The following is a 19,260-nucleotide window of genomic DNA, read 5'->3' on the forward strand; positions in this document are numbered from 1 at the left end:
CGCGCGATAAATGACATGAAAGCGAGATAAATCAAAGGGTTTCCGGCTGTTCTCCAGCCCTAAACGACCAACACAATTTTGCCAATATGTGCGCTGGTTTCCATGCGTTTGTGCGCGTCTGCAGCCTTTTCCAGCGGGAAAGTGCTGTCCATCAGGGGCTTAACCTTGCCGGCCTTGAGCAGCGGCAGGACATTGGCCTCGATCGCCCTGACCATGGCGGCCTTGTCGGCATTGGTGCGGGGCCGCAGAGTCGAGCCGGTATAGTGCAGCCGCTTCACCATGATCTTGGCAGCGTTGATGGTGGCTTTCGGGCCGTTCAGCACCGCAATCTGCACGATGCGCCCATCGACGGCGGCGGCATCGAAGTTTTTCTCCACATAATCCGCGCCCACCATATCGAGGATCAGCTCGACGCCGGTCTTGGTGATTTCCTTGACGCGTTCGACGAAGTCCTCGGTCTTGTAGTTGATGGCGTGATCGGCGCCGAGCTTGAGGCAGGCATCGACCTTGTCCTGCGAGCCGACGGTGACGATCACCTTGGAACCTAGCGCCTTGGCGAGCTGGATCGCCATGGTGCCGATGCCCGAGGAGCCGCCATGGATCAGCACGGTCTCGCCGGGCTGCAAGCCGCCACGTTCGAACACGTTGTGCCAGACGGTCATCAGGGTTTCGGCGGTGGCGCCGGCCTCGGTCATCGAGAAGCCTTCGGGGACCGTCATCGCCTGCGCATCCTGGGCGATGCAATATTGCGCGTAGCCGCCGCCGGCGACCAGCGACATCACCTTGTCACCGAGCTTGTGTTTGGTGGCGCCTTCGCCGAGGGCGACGACTTCACCGGAGATTTCGAGGCCGGGCAGATCGCTGGCGCCGGGCGGCGGCGGATAGGCGCCAGAGCGCTGTGCGACGTCCGGACGATTGACGCCGGCGGCTGCGACCTTCACCAGGATTTCGCCGGGACCCGGCTTCGGAACGGGGCGCGTTTCGGGAATCAGCACCTCGGGGCCGCCCGGTTTGCTGATACCAACGACGGTCATTTGCGTGGGCAGCTTTTCCATGATTTGTCCTTGCGGCGTGCGGGATGTCGGCTGGCCATCTGATTAAACAGCCGGATCAATGCTGGCAACATCCGGTGCATATTCGAATTTGAGACGGGGAGGTCCCCAAATGGCGATCGACGACGACGACAAACCGAAAAAGAAGCTCAGCCACGAGATCGGGCAGGACCTCTCGCTGCTATCAGTGGAAGAACTCGCCGATCGGATCGCGCTGCTCAATGGTGAGATCACGCGGCTGCAATCGAGCATGACCTTGAAGCGCGCGACGCGCGATGCGGCGGATCGCTTTTTCAAGTCGTGACGGGCTATTGAACGGCGCTTTCCGGCTTCTGCCGTCATTGAGAGGTCAAGGAAAGCTGCCCTGCAGCTTTCCTCTTAGCGAACCGACGTGGCAATCCGGAAGCCATACGCGAAGAAAGACCGGATTGTTTCGCTCCGCTCGCAATGACGGACGAGAGGCCTGCAAAATACCGCCGACGCTTCCTTCAATCACGATCCCGACATTGTCTCATTCCGAGACATATTGCGACGCTTAGCATGGCAAACGGATCGTGAAGAAAGCCCGCGCATTTACGCGCAATTAAGCTTTCTCGCATATTACTTAAATTGTCCTTGTTTGGACACCGAGTGGCTCCTGTCCACTCTGTTTGACGCCTCCCTGTTATCAACTTTAAAGCCGCCGGAAACGGCGGCTCTTTTTTTGGTACTCATGTCTTCTTTTGGGGCGTCCGCGATCGTTCAATCGCGTTGGAAACCATAAATACTTCTTTAATTTTACGCCGCTGGACTCTCACGCACGCACGCGTAATGATTTGTTCATCATAAGCCCGCCGTTCAGAGCTGGCTGCGAAACCATTTGCGTGAGGCGTTAACTATGTCGGATCGTTTGCACAGCGAACCCGCTCTCGTTCAGTTCAGCGAGCGGCTGACCAATTCTGCTGCCTTCGGCGCCTTGTTTCGCGAGGGGATGGATCTGGTCGAAGAGACCGCAGCCTATCTCGACGGCGTCGGCCGTAGCGAGGCCAAGGCACTGGATCGCTCCGTCAGCCTGACTTACGCCACCGAAAGCATGCGCCTCACCACCCGCCTCATGCAGCTTGCCTCATGGCTGCTGCTGCACCGTGCGGTGAAGGAAGGCGAGATGACGCTGACCCAGGCCAATCGTGAAAAGACCAAGGTCAAGCTCAGCGCCGCCGATCCGAGTCCGGAAGAAATGCTGCTCAAGCTGCCGGAGCAGCTGCAGATACTGATCGCGCGTTCGATGGTGCTGCAGACCAAGGTTCGTCGGCTCGACGTTTCGATCCACGCCGCGACCACCACGCACGCCCCGATCGGCAATCCGCTGGTGCCGCAGCTCAATCGCCTGAAGGCCGCATTCGAGCGCTGATCGCGCGTCCCTCGCATTCCCTGAACGCTGTTCCTCGCTCGCGGCTCATGCGCTAAACATGAGGCGGTTGAAGCGGGGGCATTGGCGATGGCAGACGATATCAGGGCATTGACCGGCGTGCGCGGCGTCGCCGCCGCTGTCATCGTCGTGTATCATTTCGGTGACGTGCAGCTCGCAACCGGCGGCACCGGCTCGTTCTTCCGCATTCCCTACGGCTATCTGCTGGTCGACCTGTTCTTCATGCTGTCAGGCTACGTGATGGCGCTGACCTATCGCGACGCGTTCCTGCATCTGACCGGAAAGGCGTTCGCAACCTTCATGCTGAAACGGGTCGCGCGGCTGTACCCAGCCTATTTCATCATCGGGCTGTTCTATGTCGCCAAGATCGCAGCCGGTCTGTCCGGCGAGAAGCTGGAGATGTATTCGGCCTGGGACTGGACCGGCAACCTGCTGATGATGACCGGCTGGGGTCTCTACATTTTCCCGATCATCGGCGTGGCCTGGGCGGCGAGCGCCGAAATGGGCTCCTATCTGCTGCTGCCGATCCTGATGCCCTTCACTCAGCGCGGCAGCAAGTGGATCGCGGGTCTCGCGGTGATCGTGGCGTTGCTCGGCATCTATGCCGTCAGCATCAGCGGCCGCGGTTCGGGTGGGCCGCTCGATGTCGTCAACGGCAATTCGCTCTATCCGCTGCTGCGCGCGGTGGGAGGCTTCACGCTGGGCCTCACGATCTTTCGCTTTGGGGATGTGGTCGATCGACTGTCGGCGGGCGTGCAGGACATTTTGGTGGTCGCGCTGCCGCTCGTCATCATCGCGGTCGGTCTCGCCGATGCCAGCGATCGCTTGATGTATCTGCTGTACATCCCGCTGGTCGCGGTGCTCTCGCGTGATGGCCGGATGGCGCAACTGCTGTTCGGCAACGCGCTGGTCTACCGGCTTGGCATCATCTCGTATTCGATCTATCTGATCCATCCGCTGTTCGTCAGTTTCGCTATCAGGACCTGGCGGCATTTAGGCCAGACCGAGGCTGTCTATATCGCCGCGTCGCTGGTCTGTTTCGCCATCATCTGGGCGCTCGCGGAAGTCAGCTATCGCTTCATTGAGATGCCCGGGCGCAACTGGATCACGCAGCGGTTCATCCCGCGGAGAAGCGACGTCCCAGCGAAGGCATAAGCCCGCCGGAGATGCTGCGAACGGTGCGGCGCGATGCCGCAGACGGCGACGATCCGTTCGTTCAGATATCACTGTCATGCTGCTCCGAAATGTGAGCGATGCCACTGCCCAAAGGGCTTCATCTTCCGCAAAGTACTGCTGCCATAGGGTTTCCCGACAGGAAGCCAGAGCGTTGGCCCGAGAGCAATGCGAGTTTTGAAGACAGGTCGCGCCGGCTATCTTCGCATTGCTGCGGTGACTCCATGTCGCACGAGGCAATCGCAGCGGTGTGGCATTGAAGCGCGGCCACACGAAAATCCGCGCCGATCCAAGTAGGAATCTGATGTCTTTGTCTCCTCGTCTGTTCGGTATCATCGGTGTATTGGCGTTTCCGGCGGCTGCGGCCGCGGCTGATCCGGGGGTGATGCTGCCATCGGTGCCCTTCGTGCCGTCGGCCTCCGGTGGCTGGACCGTGACCGTCGGGATCGGCGGCGAGATGCAGCCATCCTATGAAGGCGCGGGAAGCTCCGAACTTGCGCCAAAGCCGATCATCTCGATCCGACGGGCGGGGACGCCGGCGCGCTTCAAGAGCATGCGCGACAATGCGAGCTTCGCTCTGATCGATGTCGGTGGCTTTCGCGCCGGTCCGGTCGGCAACTATAAAGCAGCGCGCAAGGCCGCCGATCACAGTGAGCTGCGCGGTCTGAGGGACGTTGATTTCGCGGTCGAACTCGGTGGTTTCGCCGAATATTACGCCTTCGACTGGCTGCGCCTACGCTCCGAACTGCGCCGCGGTCTCGGTGGCCACGAAGGCATCGTCGCGGATTTCTCGGCCGACGTGATTGTGCCGCTCAACGAGCGGATGACCTTTGCTGCTGGCCCGCGCTACCGGGTGACGGATGCGAAATATGCGGAGACTTACTTCAGCGTCAACAATATCGAGGCGCTTGCGTCAGGTTTGCCAGTCTACGACGCCAAGGGCGGCTCGAGTTCGGTCGGCGCGGGCGCGCAATTGCGCTACAAGCTCGATCCGCAATGGGAAGTGCGCGGCTATGTCGAATATGACAAGCTGCTCGGCAGCATCGCCGACAGTCCGTTGGTGAAATTCCGCGGGTCGACCAATCAGGTCACCTATGGCCTTGGCGTCGCTTATTCGTTCGATGTCGGCGTGCGGTAGCTCGTACGATAGCACAGCGTGCCAATACGGCGCACGCTAGCTCGTGTTTCTAGCGCTCGCCGATCAGATAGTATGACAGCATCGTATCCAGCTCCTGTTCCAGCTCCCCATTGGCGAAGGCGTCTGGACGGAATGCGATCGCCGCATCGAGCGCCGAGCCGACCATTCTCGGAATGAAGAAACTTCCGGCTTCGCGATTGAAGCCAGGGCGTAATTCATCGGCATGGCTGTCGAACATGCCGCGCAAAAGCCCTTGCCGCTGCGGGAAGCGGTCGAATGGCCATTGAACAGGGGGGCGGCCGGAGGCGGTTTCCATCAAGACCTTCAGCAGCGGCAGCACGCGGGCATGCTGGCCGATCGCGGTGTTCAGACCGGAACGGACGAACCCACGCAGATCCAGCCCTTCGAATCCTGAAATGGTCTGCCAGATATTTTCGGACATTTGGGCTTCCGTCCGGCCATGGAGGGCCCCGAACAGCGCGTCCCGGTTTGGAAAATACTGATAGAGCGATCCGATGCTGACCCCGGCGCGCTCCGCAATCCGGTTCGTGGTGGCCCGGTCGTATCCTTCATCCACAAGCACGAGGGCAGCGGCGTCCAGAATGATTCCCACGGTCGCAACGGAGCGCGCCTGGCGCGGCTTCTTGCGGTGGTGCCCGGTCTTGGTCGGCATGGTCTCGTTGCGCCCCCGCGCAAGGTGATGTGGCGCACCTTATTGGGAGGGCAACGGAGGCGGTTTTAAGGTACCGCCGTGGCAATGTCGGCCAGCAACGAAAAACGCCCCTGCTGGCTGCAGAGGCGTTTTGAAAGGCAATCGGATGAGCCTGAAAGGCCGATCTTCCTTGTGAAGATCAATCTTCCTTCTTGAGGAAGCCCGAGAACTTCTTCTGGAAGCGCGACACGCGGCCGCCGCGGTCGAGCAGCTGGGTGGTGCCGCCGGTCCAGGCCGGATGCGAACGCGGATCGATATCCAGGTTCAGCTTGTCGCCTTCCTTGCCCCAGGTCGAGCGGGTCTGATACTCGGTACCATCGGTCATAACGACCGTAATGTTATGATAATCCGGGTGAATTTCGGCTTTCATGACGGTTCCTTCGGCGCGCTGGCGCCTGAATCTCTGTGATTGCGATGGCGGATTTGGGCGCTCTATATCGCAGGAACAGGCGGGAGACAAGGACTCCCGTGACGGATCACGGCCCTTCCGGTCATTGCCCCCGGGCAATTTGCCCCGTTGGGAATTGACCTAGGTCATTTGCCTCCCGGCTCGCGTCGGCCTATCTCAGGGCAACGACAAGAACGGTTATAAATCATGAGTGCAGTCGAACGGCTTGAGATCCCCCGCGCGGCCAAGCCGCCGCTTCCGGAGCCGGATCCCGTGCTGACGGAGCCGTCGCTGGCGGACGCCGTCGTGGATCCCCCGGTGCAACCCAGCCGCGCCAAATTGCGCCCGCTATTGGCGCTGGCGCCCTATGTGGCGCGGTACCGCGGACGCGCGCTTCTGGCGCTGGTGTCACTGACCGTTGCGGCCGTGACCACGCTCGTCGTGCCGATTGCGGCACGGCGGATGATCGACTTCGGTTTCAGCCCCGAAGGCATCGCGATGATCAACAACTATTTCAGCGTGATGATCGCTGTGGTGGTTGTGCTCGCGCTGGCCAGCGCCGCCCGTTACTACCTCGTCATGACCATCGGCGAGCGCATCGTCGCCGATCTGCGCCGCGATGTGTTCCAGCATCTCACCGCGCTGTCGCCGTCGTTCTTCGATACGTCGCGCTCCGGCGAACTGGTGTCGCGGCTCACGGCCGATACTACGCAGATCAAGTCAGCGGTCGGCGCGTCCGTATCCATCGCGTTGCGCAACCTCGTGCTGTTTCTCGGCGCCGCCGCCATGATGGTCGTTTCTAGCCCGAAGCTCTCCGGCTTCGTGCTCGCGGCGATCCCGCTGATCGTGATCCCGCTGGTAGCCTTCGGGCGCTGGGTGCGGCGTCTGTCGCGCAACGCGCAGGATACGCTGGCGGAAGCCTCGGCCTATGCCGGCGAACTCGTGGGTTCGATCCGTACCGTGCAGGCCTATACCAACGAGCAGTTGGCGAATGCGCGCTTCGGCAAGGAGGTCGAGCAGGCCTATGACGCCGCACGTGGCTCGACCCGTGCGCGCGCTGTGCTGACCGCGGTTATCATCTTTATCGTGTTCTCCAGTGTCGTGGGCATTCTCTGGGTCGGCTCGCATGATGTGTTGACGGGCGCACTGACACCGGGACGGCTCGGCCAGTTCGTGCTCTATGCGGCCTTTGCCGCGTCCAGCCTCGGCCAGCTCAGCGAAGTCTGGGGCGAAATCTCGGCGGCGTCGGGCGCGGCCGAGCGCCTGTTCGAAATTCTGAACGTCAAATCCGCCGTGGTGGCCCCGGCATCGCCGCGGGCATTGCCGCAGCCCGCACGCGGCGACGTCGTGTTCGATAATGTCTCCTTTGCCTATCCGACCCGGCCGGACATCCTGTCGGCCGCTGGCGTGTCGCTATCGGTGAAGGCTGGCGAAAAGGTCGCCATCGTTGGCCCGTCCGGCGCCGGCAAGAGCACGCTCTTTCATCTGCTGCTGCGCTTTTACGATCCCAAGGGCGGCGCCATTTCGGTCGATGGCGTGCCGATCCGCGACGCCGATCCGCGCGAACTGCGCAAGCGCATCGCATTGGTGCCGCAAGACTCCGTCGTTTTTGCAACAACCGCCCGCGAGAACATCCGCTTCGGTCGTCCCGATGCGACGGACGCTGAAGTCGAACACGCCGCATCGCTGGCGCATGCCACCGAATTCATCCGCCGCCTGCCTGATGGATTCGAGGCGCAACTCGGCGAACGGGGCGTCACGCTCTCGGGCGGCCAGCGTCAGCGCATTGCGATTGCACGCGCCATCCTGCGTGACGCACCTTTGCTGCTGCTCGATGAAGCGACATCTGCGCTGGACGCCGAATCCGAGACGCTGGTGCAGACCGCACTGGAAGAGCTGATGAAACACCGCACCACACTGGTGATTGCCCATCGCCTCGCCACCGTGCTGTCCTGCGATCGCATTCTCGTCATGGATCATGGCCGCATCGTCGAGCAGGGCACGCACGCCTCGCTTGTCGCCGCCAACGGCCTCTATGCGCGGCTGGCGCGGCTGCAGTTCGGGGTGTGAGTGTCGACGATGGGAGGCTTGCTACGGCTTCCATTCCATCAGGTCGACGGCACGGCCTGACGTGTTCACCTCGTCGCCGGTTTTGACAAAGCCGTTACGCATATAGAATTTGATTGCGCGGATATTGTCGGCATTGACCTTCAGCGTCACGCCGGTGGGTGATAGTCGTTTGGTTTCGTCGACCAGCGCGCGGCTGACATCGGATCCCCATTGAGCGGGGCTGACCACCAACTGATCAAGATAACCCGTGCCGTCGATGGTGACGAAGCCGACCAGTGCGCCGTCCTGCTCCGCAACCACGATCTGCGCTACGGGTACCAGTTCGGTGCGCCATCGGTTGCGCCACCAGTCTACGCGGGCGTCGAAATTGATCGAGGGATAGGCCTGTCGCCATGTCTCCAGCCACAGGGCGATAGATGAGTCTTCATCGCTCTCGCGATAGGGACGCAACTTGAATGGCTCAGACATGCCCTCAGCGCTCGGTGAGCTTGAGTTCGATGCGGCGGTTGCGCTTGTAGGCTTCCTCGGTCTGCGCCGTATCCAGCGGCTGGTTTTCGGCGAAGCCGGCGGCGACGAGGCGCTGTGCGGGGACGCCGAGTGAGATCAGATATTGCACCACCGAAATCGCACGCGCCGACGACAGTTCCCAGTTCGACTTGAACAGGGGGCTGTTGAGGATCGGCCGCGAGTCGGTATGGCCGTCAACGCGCATCACCCAGGCGATTTCCGACGGGATCTGCTTGTCGAGTTCGATCAACGCGCTGGCGACCTTGTCGAGTTCGGCGCGGCCTTCCGGCAACAATAATGCCTGACCAGCGTCGAAGAACACTTCTGACTGAAACACGAAACGGTCGCCCACCACCCGAATGTCCGGCCGGTTGCCGAGAATGGCGCGCAGGCGTCCGAAGAATTCGGAGCGATAGCGCGACAGCTCCTGAACGCGCTGCGCGAGCGCGACGTTGAGGCGCTGGCCAAGATCGACGATGCGGCCCTGCGATTCCTTGTCTCGTTTTTCGGACGCTTCCAGTGCTTCTTCGAGTGCCGCAAGCTGGCGGCGCAGCGCCGAGATCTGCTGGTTCAGCACCTCGACCTGCGCCAGCGCGCGGGCCGAAAGCTGCTTCTCGGAATCCAGCGCCTTGTTGAGCTCGGTGTTACGGCCTGCGGCATCGGAACCGGCACCGGCGAGACCGTCATACAGTCCCTTGATCCGGTCGCGCTCCGATTCCGCGGCGGACAGCCCGGCGCGCATCTGAGATAGCTGCTCGTCGAGATTGAGCTTGCCGAGCTTCTCCAGCGACAGCAGATCGTTCAGCTGAGCCAGCTTAGCGGTGAGTTGCTCCAGCGCCTTGTCCTTGCCGGTGACTTCCTGGGACAGATAGAATTGCACGACGAGGAAGATCGACAGCAGGAAGACGATCGCGAGTACCAGCGTCGACAGCGCATCGACGAAGCCCGGCCAGTAGTTGAATTCGGAAGAGCCGCGGCGATTGCGTGCCAATGCCATGGATCAGTTCTTCTCAGGTTGGCGAGCGATGTGTTCCAGCAGCTTCTTGATCTCGCGGCTCTGCTCGCCCTGACCGTCGGCCCATTCGCGGATCATCTCCTGCTCCGTGCGCATATGCGCGACGAGGCTCTGGATTGCATCGGCGAGATTGGCCATGGCGGTCGTGGTGCCACGGTTGTTGCTGCCGTCCTCGATGGAGCGGCGCAGACGCTCGATGGCATCCTGCAGTTCTGGCGAGGTTCCCGAGGTTGCAATGGGTGCCGTCTCGCCGGAATATTCCTTCACGGTGGAAGCGAGCCAGTCCTCCAGGTCCGTATAGAACCGGTTCTGCGCTTGGCTGGATTGCAGGTCGAGGAAGCCGAGGATCAACGATCCTGCGAGGCCGAACAGCGATGACGAAAACGAGATGCCCATGCCGGCGAGCGGCGCGGCGAGGCCCTCCTTCAGCGTGTCGAACAATGAACCGGCATCACCGCCGACCTTGAGGCCCTCGATCACCTTGCCGACCGACCCCACCGTTTCGATCAGGCCCCAGAAGGTGCCGAGCAGCCCGAGAAAGACGAGGAGGCCGGTCATATAGCGCGAGATGTCGCGGGATTCGTCGAGGCGCGTCGCTATCGAATCGAGCAGATGCCGCATGGTCTGCTGCGAGATGGTCATACGGCCGGTACGCTCGCCGCCGAGGATCGCAGCCATCGGCGCCAGCAGGGTCGGGCGTCGGTCCAGCGCTAGGCCAGGATCGGAAATCCGAAAGCTGTTGACCCACGAGACTTCCGGATAGAGCCGGATCACCTGCCGGAACGACAGGATAATGCCGATCGCCAATACCGCGCCGATCAGCGCGTTGAGCCCGGGATTGGCAAAGAAAGCGAGAACGATCTGCTTGTAGAGCACAGTCATGATCAGACCGCAGAGCACCAGAAACACCAGCATTCGGACCAGGAAGATCCGGGGCGATGAGAGCTTGGTCAGTTCGATTTCCATCGCGGAGCGGGAGGAGGAGCCAGGCGCCATGTGCTGATCATCTGCATGCGAGGAAAGGTTCGACGCGCAATATGGCACAGCCCCGCGACAAAAAAAGATCGGATACCGCCGGAATCAGCGATGTCACCGGGAACTTCCAGTTGAAACCCGGCTCGATCTGCCGCGTATTTGGAAAAGATCTTTTTGTTGAGCCGTTTAAGGGACCCTGCATGACGTCTCTATACTTGCAAGCGCTGGTGTTGATTGCGGTATCGCTTTCGGTTCTGATGTCACTTGCCTGGGTGGTGCAGCAGCGGACCGGCAACTCCGGCTGGGTCGACACGATCTGGACATTCTCGCTCGGCATCGTTGGCGCCGGCAGCGCGCTGTGGCCGGTGGCTGGCGCATTGCCAAACGCCAGGCAGTGGCTGGTGGCGGCGCTCGTGGCGATCTGGTCAGTGCGACTCGGCTCGCATATAGCGGTGCGCACCGCAGGCATATCGGACGATCCGCGCTATGCCGCCTTCGCCAAGGAATGGGGCGTGAGCTCGCCGCGGAAGATGTTCGTCTTCTTGCAAAACCAGGGCTTCGGATCGATCCCGCTGGTGTTTGCTATTTTTGTGGCGTCACGTTTCCCGTCCGACGCTCTTCGATTGCAGGACTATCTCGGTGTGATGATCTTGTTTGCTGGCATTGCCGGTGAGGCGCTGGCCGACAAGCAGCTCAAGACCTTCCGCACCGATCTCGCCAACACGGGCAAGGTCTGCGATATCGGGTTGTGGCGCTGGTCGCGGCATCCGAATTACTTCTTCGAATGGTTAGGCTGGATCGCTTACCCGGTAATAGCGCTTTCGCTTGATTATCCTCCAAATTATCCTTGGGGCTTTGCGACGCTGCTGGCGCCGATCTTCATGTACTGGATCTTGCGCCATGTCACCGGCGTGCCGCCGCTGGAGGACCAGATGCTAAAGTCGCGCGGCGATCGCTATCGCGACTATCAGGCGCGGACCAGCGTGTTCTTTCCATTGCCGCCACGAGAACTTCCGAACGCTGGGGGAGCGACGTCATGAGCTTTGTGTCCAGGGTCATTGGCGCGGCGGAGCGCGTACCGCTGCCTGACATAGTTATCAAGACAGGCATTCAGCGGCTCTGCGCGCGCACCGCGACGAAGCTTGCTGAGAGCGACGCGCAGACGGATGCGGCCTTCGCGCGCGAAATGGCCGCGCGCGCCGTTGCCGAACATACCGATGCAGCCAATGCCCAGCATTATGAAGTGCCTGCGGCATTCTTTGCGCTCGTGCTCGGGCCCAATCGCAAATACTCGTCATGCTTCTATAAGGAACCGGAATCGACATTGCAGGAAGCGGAGGAAGAGGCACTAAGGCAGACCGCCGAGCATGCGGAGCTTGTTGATGGACAGTCGATCCTCGAACTGGGGTGCGGCTGGGGCTCGCTGTCGCTGTGGATGGCGCTGCAGTTTCCCAACGCGCGGATCACGGCGGTGTCGAACTCCACCTCACAGCGCGCCTATATCGAGAGTGAGGCGGCGTCGCGCGGCCTCGCCAATCTACGCGTTATCACACAGGACATGAATGACTTTCAGCCGGAACAGGCATTCGACCGCATCGTCTCGGTGGAGATGTTCGAGCATATGATGAACTGGCGTGAGCTGATGACACGCGTACGGTTATGGCTGGCACCTCAGGGCCGCTTCTTCATGCATATATTCACGCATCGCTCCGGCACCTATCTGTTCGACCGTGCGGACAAAGAGGACTGGATCGCGCAGCACTTCTTCACCGGCGGCGTAATGCCGAGCCATCAGCTCATCCGGCAATATGCAGATATTTTCGCGGTCGAGAAGGAATGGGCGTGGAGCGGTATGCATTACGCGCGCACGGCAAACGACTGGCTCGACAATTTCGATTCTCACCGCGACGACATCGAACGCATCCTGCGCCCGGTCTATGGATGTGACACTGTGCTGTGGATGCGACGCTGGCGCTGGTTCTTCCTCGCGACGGCAGGCTTGTTTGGCTATGCAGATGGAAGCGAATGGGGCGTCAGTCACTACCGGATGGCCTCCGTTAACTAAACATGTGCCGGTTCCATCCGATTCACGTTCGCGTGAGCCTCGAAAGGCCCCATGACTTCAATACGATAGGCCGTGTGGCAATGCGCCGCCTCGATATGCATTGCGCCGCAGCACCGCGGTTTTTATTCTAGGCTATCAAAGAAGTTCGATAAATCCGGCTACGCGCATGAAGACCACAGAGGTCCAGCGTATCCGTTGATGCATGTTCGAATTCGCAACTTGGGATATCAAAGTAAATGACGATGTTGAACGCACGCTCTGCAGGCTTCGCGCTTCTGCTGGCGGGACTCGCGCCCGTGCTCGCAGGATGCAACGAACCCAAGGACGCGGTGGCGTCAGCGCCGCCGCAGGTGAGCGAGCCTGAAGTCAGCATTATTTCAGTCACGCAACAGCGACGTGCGCTGGTTCGCGAATTGCCCGGACGTATCGCGCCGACGCGCGTTGCCGATGTGCGCTCGCGTGTGTCGGGCATTATCATCGAGCGCGCGTTTCATCAGGGCACCGAGGTGAAGGCGGGTGACACGCTGTATCGCATCGATCCGAAGCCGTTCGAGGTGGAACTGCAGTCCGCAAAGGCGTCGCTTCACAAGGCGGAAGCTGCCTATGACCTCGCGTCGATGCAGGCCAAGCGCGTGTCGGGTCTTGCACTGCAGAAAGCAGTCTCCGAAGCGGAAGCCGAGAAGGCAGTCGGTGCGCAGCGTCAGGCTGAAGCCGAGATTGCATCCAAGAAAGCCGACGTCGCGCGTGCGCGCCTCAATCTGGACTATGCAACCATCCGCGCGCCGATCGACGGCATTGTCGGAGCCGCTCTCGTGACCGAAGGTGCGCTGCTTGCGCAGAACGACAATACGAATCTCGCCACCATTCAGCAGCTCGATCCGATCTATGCCGATTTCACGCAGTCAGTGTCCGAACTGAATAACTTGCGGCGCTCCTTCGAGACCGGCGATCTCGAGCGGATCGCACCCGGCGCTGCCAAGGTGCGGCTCATGCTTGACGATGGTACGCTCTACTCGCTGCCCGGCAAGCTGTTGTTTTCCGAAGCCAAGGTAGACACTTTTACAGGTCAGGTGACGCTGCGCGGTGAATTCCCGAACCCGAAGCGAGAGCTGTTACCGGGCATGTATGTCCGTGTGCAGATCGAGCAGGGTATCGACACCGATGCCATCGCGGTTCCGCAGCAGGCTGTCCAGCGCAATGGCGGTGGCGGCGCCGAAGTTTTCGTCGTCAAGGATGACGGTCATGTTGCGGTCCAGATGGTACGAACGGGTGCCGTGCAGGACGGTCAGTGGTTCGTGACCGAGGGCCTGAAGGGTGGCGAGCGCGTCGTGGTCGAGGGCTTCCAGAAATTTGCTGCAGGCGACAAGGTCAAGGCGACCCCCTGGACCGATGCGAATGCCACTGCGGGCCTTCCGCCCGAGGGGCAGAAAACCACTCAAGCGCGTCCCTGAGTAAATCGACATGGCTAGTTTTTTCATCGACAGGCCGATTTTCGCCTGGGTCGTCGCGCTTTTCATTTGTCTTTTCGGCGCCATCGCGATTCCGCAGCTGCCGATTGCGCAGTATCCGATCATCGCGCCGCCATCGATTTCGATCTCGACCAGCTATCCGGGCGCGTCGCCGGAGAATCTCTACAACAGCGTGACGCGGCTGATTGAAGAGGAGCTCAACGGCGCCGCGGGTATCCTGAACTTCGAATCGACGAGCGACTCGCTGGGTGCCGTCGAAATCATCGCGAACTTCCAGCCCGGCACCGATACCAGCCAGGCGTCGGTCGAAGTGCAGAACCGCCTGAAGCGTGTGGAAGCGCGTCTGCCGCGTGCCGTGATCCAGCAGGGCATCCTGGTCGAGGAAGCCTCTGCCGCGGTGCTGAATATCATCACGCTGCGCTCCACCGATAACAGCCTGGATGAAGTCGGCCTCGGCGACTTCATGATCCGCAACATCCTTGGCGAAATTCGTCGTATCCCCGGTGTCGGCCGTGCCTCGCTGTATTCCACCGAGCGCTCGCTGCGCGTCTGGGTCGATCCCGCCAAACTGGTTGGCTACAATCTGACCTCCGACGACGTGAACAAGGCCATCACCGCACAGAACGCCCAGGTCGCCTCCGGCAGCGTCGGTGCCGAGCCGTCGACAGCGACCACCAAGACGTCATCGCTGGTGCTCGTCAAAGGCCAGCTCTCAACGCCGGAAGAATTTGGCGCCATCGTGCTACGCGCCAATTCCGACGGCTCGACCGTGCGGCTGCGCGATGTCGCCCGTATCGAGATCGGCGGCCTCAGTTACCAGTTCACCACGCGCCTGAACGGCCAGCCGACGGCCGGCCTGTCGGTGCTGATGTCCCCGAAGGGCAACGCACTGGCGACGGCCTCCGCCATCGAAGCCAAGATGAAGGAGCTGTCGAACTTCTTCCCTGCCAACATCGCTTACGATATTCCGTACAATGTCACGCCGGTGGTCAAAGCATCGATCATGAAGGTGGTGATGACGCTGATCGAGGCGGTTGTCCTCGTCTTCATCGTGATGTTCATCTTCCTGCAGAATTTCCGCTACACGCTGATCCCGACCATCGTCGTGCCCATCGCGCTGCTCGGCACCTGCACGATGCTGTTGTTGGCCGGCTATTCGATCAACATGCTGACCATGTTCGGCATGGTGCTGGCCGTCGGCATCCTCGTCGACGATGCCATCGTCGTGGTCGAGAACGTCGAGCGCATCATGAGCGAGGAAGGGCTTCCGCCGAAGGAAGCCACCAAGAAGGCGATGGGCCAGATCTCCGGCGCCATCGTCGGTGTCACGCTGGTGATGATCGGCGTGTTCGTGCCGATGGCGTTCTTCCCCGGCTCGGTGGGCATCATCTATCGCCAGTTCTCGGTCACCATGGTTGCCTCGATCGCGTTCTCCGCGCTGCTGGCGCTGTCGCTGACGCCGGCGCTTTGCGCAACCTTCCTGAAGCCGATCAATGAAGGACACGGCCATGCCAAAAAGGGCGTGTTCGGCTGGTTCAATCGCAAGCTCGACGCCACCCGCGGTGGCTATTCAAGGACAGTGGGCTGGTCGATCCAGCGCACCGGACGTTTGCTGATCGTCTATGTCGCGTTGCTGGTGGGACTGACCTGGGGCTTCATGCGGATGCCCGGCGGCTTTCTGCCGATCGACGATCAGGGCTTCATCACCACTGACGTGCAGACGCCGTCGGACTCGTCGTTCGCCCGCACTGAAAGTGCCATCGAAAAGGTCGAGGAATATCTGAAGAAGCGTTCCGGCATCGAGAGCGTCGTGTTCCTCACCGGCTTCAGCTTCCTCGGGCAGGGCATGAACACCGCGCAGGCCTTTATCACCCTGAAGGACTGGGCTGAACGCCCACCCGGCGATTCCGCCGCGGCGCTTGTCAACGATATCAATCGGGAATTGTCGTCGATCCGCGACGCCAAGATCTCTGCTTTGCAGCCGCCGCCGATCGATAACCTCGGCAACTCATCAGGCTTCAGCTTCCGCCTGCAGGATCGTGGCCAGAAGGGTTTTGTTGCCCTCAATGCCGCGTCCGACAAGTTGATTGCGGACGCCAATGCCAGCCCGGTGTTGCAGAAGGTGTTCGTCGAAGGCCTGCCGCCGGCACCATTGGTCAATCTGATGATCGACCGCGAAAAGGCCGGCGCCTTCGGCGTCACCTTCGAGGACATCAACAGCACGATTTCGACCAATCTCGGCTCGAACTACATCAACGACTTCCCGAACCGCGGCCGTATGCAGCGCGTCGTGGTCCAGTCCGAAGCCGCCAATCGGATGAACGCCGCCGACATCCTGAACTACAATGTCAAGAACAGCCGCGGGCAGCTGGTGCCGTTCTCGTCCTTTGCCACTGTGGAATGGGCGAAGGGTCCGACCCAGATCGCCGGCTTCAACTTCTATCCGGCGGTGCGAATCTCGGGCGAAGCACGGCCCGGTTTCACCTCTGGCGACGCCATCAAGGAGATGGAGCGTCTGGCTGGCTTGTTGCCGCGCGGTTTCGGCTTCGAGTGGACCGGTCAGTCGCTGCAGGAGAAGCTATCGGGCTCGCAGGCGCCGTTCCTGCTCGCGCTGTCGGCGCTGGTGGTGTTCCTGGTGCTCGCAGCGCTTTATGAGAGCTGGACGATCCCGGTGGCCGTGCTGATGACGGTGCCGCTCGGCATCGTCGGCGCTGTGCTGGCAGCGAATTTGCGCGGCCTGCCGAACGACGTGTACTTCACGGTCGGTCTGATTACGATCATCGGTCTCGCGGCCAAGAATGCGATTCTGATTATCGAATTCGCCAAGGACCTGCGCGCGCAGGGCAAGTCGCTGGTGGATGCCACGATGGAAGCCTGCTTCCTGCGCTTCCGGCCGATTGTGATGACCGGTCTCGCCTTTATCTGCGGTGTGTTGCCGATGGTCGTTGCATCGGGCGCCGGCGGTGCCAGCCAGCAGGCGCTTGGTACGTCGGTGACCGGCGGCATGATCGCGGTGGTGATCCTGGCGCTGCTGATGGTGCCGGTGTTCTTTGTGTCGGTGCAGCGGCTGTTCTCGCCGGACAAGGCGCCGAAGACGGAAGACGCAAAGCAGGACGAGCCGACCGCATCGCCATCCGTGTCGCACACGTGATGGTCAGCCCGCACTCGTCATTCCGGGGCGCACGTAGGGCGGCGTAGCCGTCCGGAGTGTGAACCCGGAATCCCAAGATGGTTTCAAGCTCTGCGACTCCGATGTCGAGATTCCGGGTTCGCGTCCGGCAAGAGCCGGCCGCGAACCCGGAATGACAGTCTGGGGTTACTTCGTCAGCGGCCGCAGGATCTTCGTCAGAGCGCCGTGGACGAACTCGTTGCCGGCAACGACGTTGCCGGTCGTCAGCACATCACCGCCATTGATATCGCCAACAGTACCGCCGGCTTCCTTGATCAGGATCAGGCCGGCAGCGATATCCCAAGGCTGCAAGTTGCGCTCCCAATAGCCATCGAGGCGACCGGCTGCGACGAAGGCCAGATCGAGCGAGGCCGCGCCGAAGCGGCGCAGGCCGGCGACCTTCGGCTGCAACGCGGCCATTTCGTTGCGTGACAATTCGAAGTCGCCGCGGCCGATATGCGGCAGGCCGCAGGCGATGACGCATTCGTTGAGCTGCTTGCGGCCGGCGACGCGCAGGCGGGTGTCGTTGAGGAACGCGCCCGAGCCCTTCTCGGCCATATAGAGCTCGTCATTGGCTGGATTGTAGATCAGGCCGGCAATCACCTGACCTTCGCGCGCCAGACCGATCGAGACTGCGAATTGCGGGATGCCGTGCAGGAAGTTGGTGGTGCCATCGAGCGGATCGACAATCCAGGTATGACTCTTGTCAGTACCCTCGCGGTTGCCGCCTTCTTCGCCGAGGAAGCCATAGCCCGGGCGGGCCTTGTTGAGGTCCGTATAGAGCATCTCCTCGGCCCGCTTGTCGGCGAGGCTGACGAAATTGGCGGGTCCCTTCATCGAGACTTGCAGGTTCTCGATCTCGCCGAGGTCGCGCTTCAGGCTGCGGCCGGCGCGGCGCGCGGCTTTCACCATCACGTTCATAAGGGCTGAATTGATCATGCGTTCGTCTCACGACGACCTGACGGCAGGTCTAATTGGGGGTTGCTGGGGCGATGGGTGCCCTGCGGGCGGCATCCCGTCAAGGCAAGATCGCTTCAGGGGTCATTTCTGGGTCGTGCCCAGCCACTTCTTGGCGGCTTCCTGGGCCTTGGTTTTTTCCTCGGGGGTGGCCTGGGCCAGAAGCTCGTCGAGCATCAGGTCGCCCTTTCCGGCGGTTTTGGCGACGATGTGCCATTTCAGACCTTCCAGCCGGTCGTCTGTATTGGTGCGGAGCGCCAGCACCCGGGCGAGGCGGTTCTGGGCGATCGGGCTGTTCTGTTTGGAGGCCTTACGAAGCAGGGCGAGGGCCGCAGCCTCGTTCTTGGGGGTTCCCGTGCCGTTATAGAGCGCAATGGCATATTCGACCTCGGCGTCGACATTGTCGGCTAGCGACGCCGCCTGGAGCAGACGAACCGCCTTGTCGATGCTTTTCTCGACCCCGGTGCCTTCCTTGTAGAACGTCGCCAGCGCGTATTGCGCTTCGGGGTTACCGGCATCGGCGGCGACGCGGAGCAATTCGGCCGAGCGCTTGACGTCCTGCGGCAGCGTCTGCCCGTCGAGATAGAGCAGCGCCAGATTGTAGGCGGCCTTCGGATTACCGAGCTTGGCGGAGGATGCCAGCAGTTTCACGGCCTCATCGCGTTTGCCGACATTGCCGCGATCCGACAGTCGCAGCATCGCCAGCGCGAACATGGCCTCGCGGTCGCCGCGTTCCGACGCGCGCTGATACCATTCTGCAGCTTTCGCATAGTCGCGTTTGACGCCCAGTGCATTGGCATAGAGTTCACCAAGCATGGTCATCGCCTTCGGGTCGTTGTTCTCCTGTGCGCGCTTGTTCGCGAGGTCGAAGGCGGTCTTGTACTGGCCGCGCTGATAGGCGCCATAGACCAGGTCGGCATTGGGGTCGGTTGGTGCAGCTTCTGCAGGCTGCGCGGGCTTTTCAGCAGGCGGCGCAGGAGCTTTCTTCGCTGCTGTCGGCGCTTTCGCTGGTGCCGGCGCCTTTTTTGGCGCTGCCTTGCTTGCAGCCGGTGGCGGCGTCTGCACCCCCGGCGGTGTCAGCGAAATCTGCGCGGTCGCGCTGGCTGCCCAGGTCAGGCAGCCGGCAAGTACAGTGAGGGAACGCAGAATTTTCATTCCGGCG

General features: G+C 61.4%; 17 protein-coding genes. 9 read left to right on the forward strand and 8 right to left on the reverse strand.

The window, feature by feature from the left end; genetic code table 11:
- Positions 1–59: 59 nt before the first annotated feature.
- Positions 60–1,055 (reverse strand): NAD(P)H-quinone oxidoreductase, encoded by a 996-nt coding sequence (locus AB8A38_RS26770; RefSeq protein WP_120291731.1) that lies wholly within the window; start codon positions 1,053–1,055, stop codon positions 60–62.
- 109 nt (positions 1,056–1,164) lie between these two features.
- Between AB8A38_RS26770 and AB8A38_RS26775 the strand changes: the two genes are divergently transcribed.
- The 4 genes from AB8A38_RS26775 to AB8A38_RS26790 all read left to right on the forward strand — a co-directional run bounded on the left by AB8A38_RS26775 (position 1,165) and on the right by AB8A38_RS26790 (position 4,771).
- The gene (locus AB8A38_RS26775) at positions 1,165–1,356 is read left to right on the forward strand and encodes a DUF1192 domain-containing protein (RefSeq protein WP_315843279.1); all 192 of its coding nucleotides are present in this window, start codon (positions 1,165–1,167) and stop codon (positions 1,354–1,356) included.
- Positions 1,357–1,929: 573 nt separating this feature from the next.
- A complete protein-coding gene (rcdA, locus tag AB8A38_RS26780) occupies positions 1,930–2,442 on the forward strand; it encodes a protease adaptor protein RcdA (RefSeq protein WP_068735127.1) in 513 nt (170 codons plus the stop codon).
- A gap of 87 nt (positions 2,443–2,529) precedes the next feature.
- Complete coding sequence (locus tag AB8A38_RS26785; RefSeq protein WP_439087969.1) at positions 2,530–3,615, forward strand: acyltransferase family protein; 1,086 nt, start codon at positions 2,530–2,532, stop codon at positions 3,613–3,615.
- A 322-nt stretch (positions 3,616–3,937) separates the two neighbouring features.
- The gene (locus AB8A38_RS26790) at positions 3,938–4,771 is read left to right on the forward strand and encodes a MipA/OmpV family protein (protein WP_315843277.1); all 834 of its coding nucleotides are present in this window, start codon (positions 3,938–3,940) and stop codon (positions 4,769–4,771) included.
- Between the two features lie 49 nt (positions 4,772–4,820).
- Here the strand turns inward: AB8A38_RS26790 and AB8A38_RS26795 are convergent, their stop codons facing one another.
- Positions 4,821–5,444, reverse strand: a complete 624-nt coding sequence (locus tag AB8A38_RS26795; protein WP_439087970.1) for a TetR/AcrR family transcriptional regulator — start codon at positions 5,442–5,444, stop codon at positions 4,821–4,823.
- Positions 5,445–5,622: 178 nt separating this feature from the next.
- Positions 5,623–5,853 (reverse strand): 50S ribosomal protein L31, encoded by a 231-nt coding sequence (rpmE, locus tag AB8A38_RS26800; RefSeq protein ID WP_089265403.1) that lies wholly within the window; start codon positions 5,851–5,853, stop codon positions 5,623–5,625.
- A 225-nt stretch (positions 5,854–6,078) separates the two neighbouring features.
- Here rpmE and AB8A38_RS26805 point away from each other — a divergent pair, with 225 nt between their 5' ends.
- On the forward strand, positions 6,079–7,941 hold the full coding sequence (locus tag AB8A38_RS26805) for an ABC transporter ATP-binding protein/permease (RefSeq protein ID WP_439087971.1): 1,863 nt from the start codon (positions 6,079–6,081) through the stop codon (positions 7,939–7,941).
- A gap of 21 nt (positions 7,942–7,962) precedes the next feature.
- Here the strand turns inward: AB8A38_RS26805 and AB8A38_RS26810 are convergent, their stop codons facing one another.
- Genes AB8A38_RS26810 through AB8A38_RS26820 form a run of 3 tightly spaced genes read right to left on the reverse strand, consistent with a single transcriptional unit; the run spans position 7,963 to position 10,459 of the window.
- A complete protein-coding gene (locus tag AB8A38_RS26810) occupies positions 7,963–8,409 on the reverse strand; it encodes a GNAT family N-acetyltransferase (protein ID WP_439087972.1) in 447 nt (148 codons plus the stop codon).
- A gap of 4 nt (positions 8,410–8,413) precedes the next feature.
- A complete protein-coding gene (locus AB8A38_RS26815; RefSeq protein WP_439087973.1) occupies positions 8,414–9,445 on the reverse strand; it encodes a peptidoglycan -binding protein in 1,032 nt (343 codons plus the stop codon).
- A gap of 3 nt (positions 9,446–9,448) precedes the next feature.
- Positions 9,449–10,459: a flagellar motor protein MotA gene (locus AB8A38_RS26820; RefSeq protein ID WP_439087974.1), complete on the reverse strand. Its 1,011-nt coding sequence runs from the start codon at positions 10,457–10,459 to the stop codon at positions 9,449–9,451.
- Between the two features lie 179 nt (positions 10,460–10,638).
- Here AB8A38_RS26820 and AB8A38_RS26825 point away from each other — a divergent pair, with 179 nt between their 5' ends.
- The 4 genes from AB8A38_RS26825 to AB8A38_RS26840 all read left to right on the forward strand — a co-directional run bounded on the left by AB8A38_RS26825 (position 10,639) and on the right by AB8A38_RS26840 (position 17,123).
- The gene (locus AB8A38_RS26825; RefSeq protein WP_439087975.1) at positions 10,639–11,478 is read left to right on the forward strand and encodes a DUF1295 domain-containing protein; all 840 of its coding nucleotides are present in this window, start codon (positions 10,639–10,641) and stop codon (positions 11,476–11,478) included.
- Positions 11,475–12,503 (forward strand): SAM-dependent methyltransferase, encoded by a 1,029-nt coding sequence (locus tag AB8A38_RS26830; protein WP_439087976.1) that lies wholly within the window; start codon positions 11,475–11,477, stop codon positions 12,501–12,503. The genes AB8A38_RS26825 and AB8A38_RS26830 overlap by 4 nt, the downstream gene beginning before the upstream one ends.
- A 236-nt stretch (positions 12,504–12,739) precedes the next feature.
- Positions 12,740–13,954: an efflux RND transporter periplasmic adaptor subunit gene (locus tag AB8A38_RS26835; RefSeq protein ID WP_439087977.1), complete on the forward strand. Its 1,215-nt coding sequence runs from the start codon at positions 12,740–12,742 to the stop codon at positions 13,952–13,954.
- A 10-nt stretch (positions 13,955–13,964) separates the two neighbouring features.
- On the forward strand, positions 13,965–17,123 hold the full coding sequence (locus tag AB8A38_RS26840; protein ID WP_439087978.1) for a multidrug efflux RND transporter permease subunit: 3,159 nt from the start codon (positions 13,965–13,967) through the stop codon (positions 17,121–17,123).
- Between the two features lie 165 nt (positions 17,124–17,288).
- On the opposite strand, the gene AB8A38_RS26845 is transcribed toward AB8A38_RS26840, so the two are convergent.
- On the reverse strand, positions 17,289–18,080 hold the full coding sequence (locus tag AB8A38_RS26845) for an inositol monophosphatase family protein (RefSeq protein WP_089265396.1): 792 nt from the start codon (positions 18,078–18,080) through the stop codon (positions 17,289–17,291).
- Between the two features lie 102 nt (positions 18,081–18,182).
- Positions 18,183–19,253 (reverse strand): tetratricopeptide repeat protein, encoded by a 1,071-nt coding sequence (locus AB8A38_RS26850; protein ID WP_439087979.1) that lies wholly within the window; start codon positions 19,251–19,253, stop codon positions 18,183–18,185.
- Positions 19,254–19,260 lie beyond the last annotated feature (7 nt).

The organism is Tardiphaga sp. 839_C3_N1_4, assembly GCF_051811045.1.
GTDB lineage: Bacteria > Pseudomonadota > Alphaproteobacteria > Rhizobiales > Xanthobacteraceae > Tardiphaga.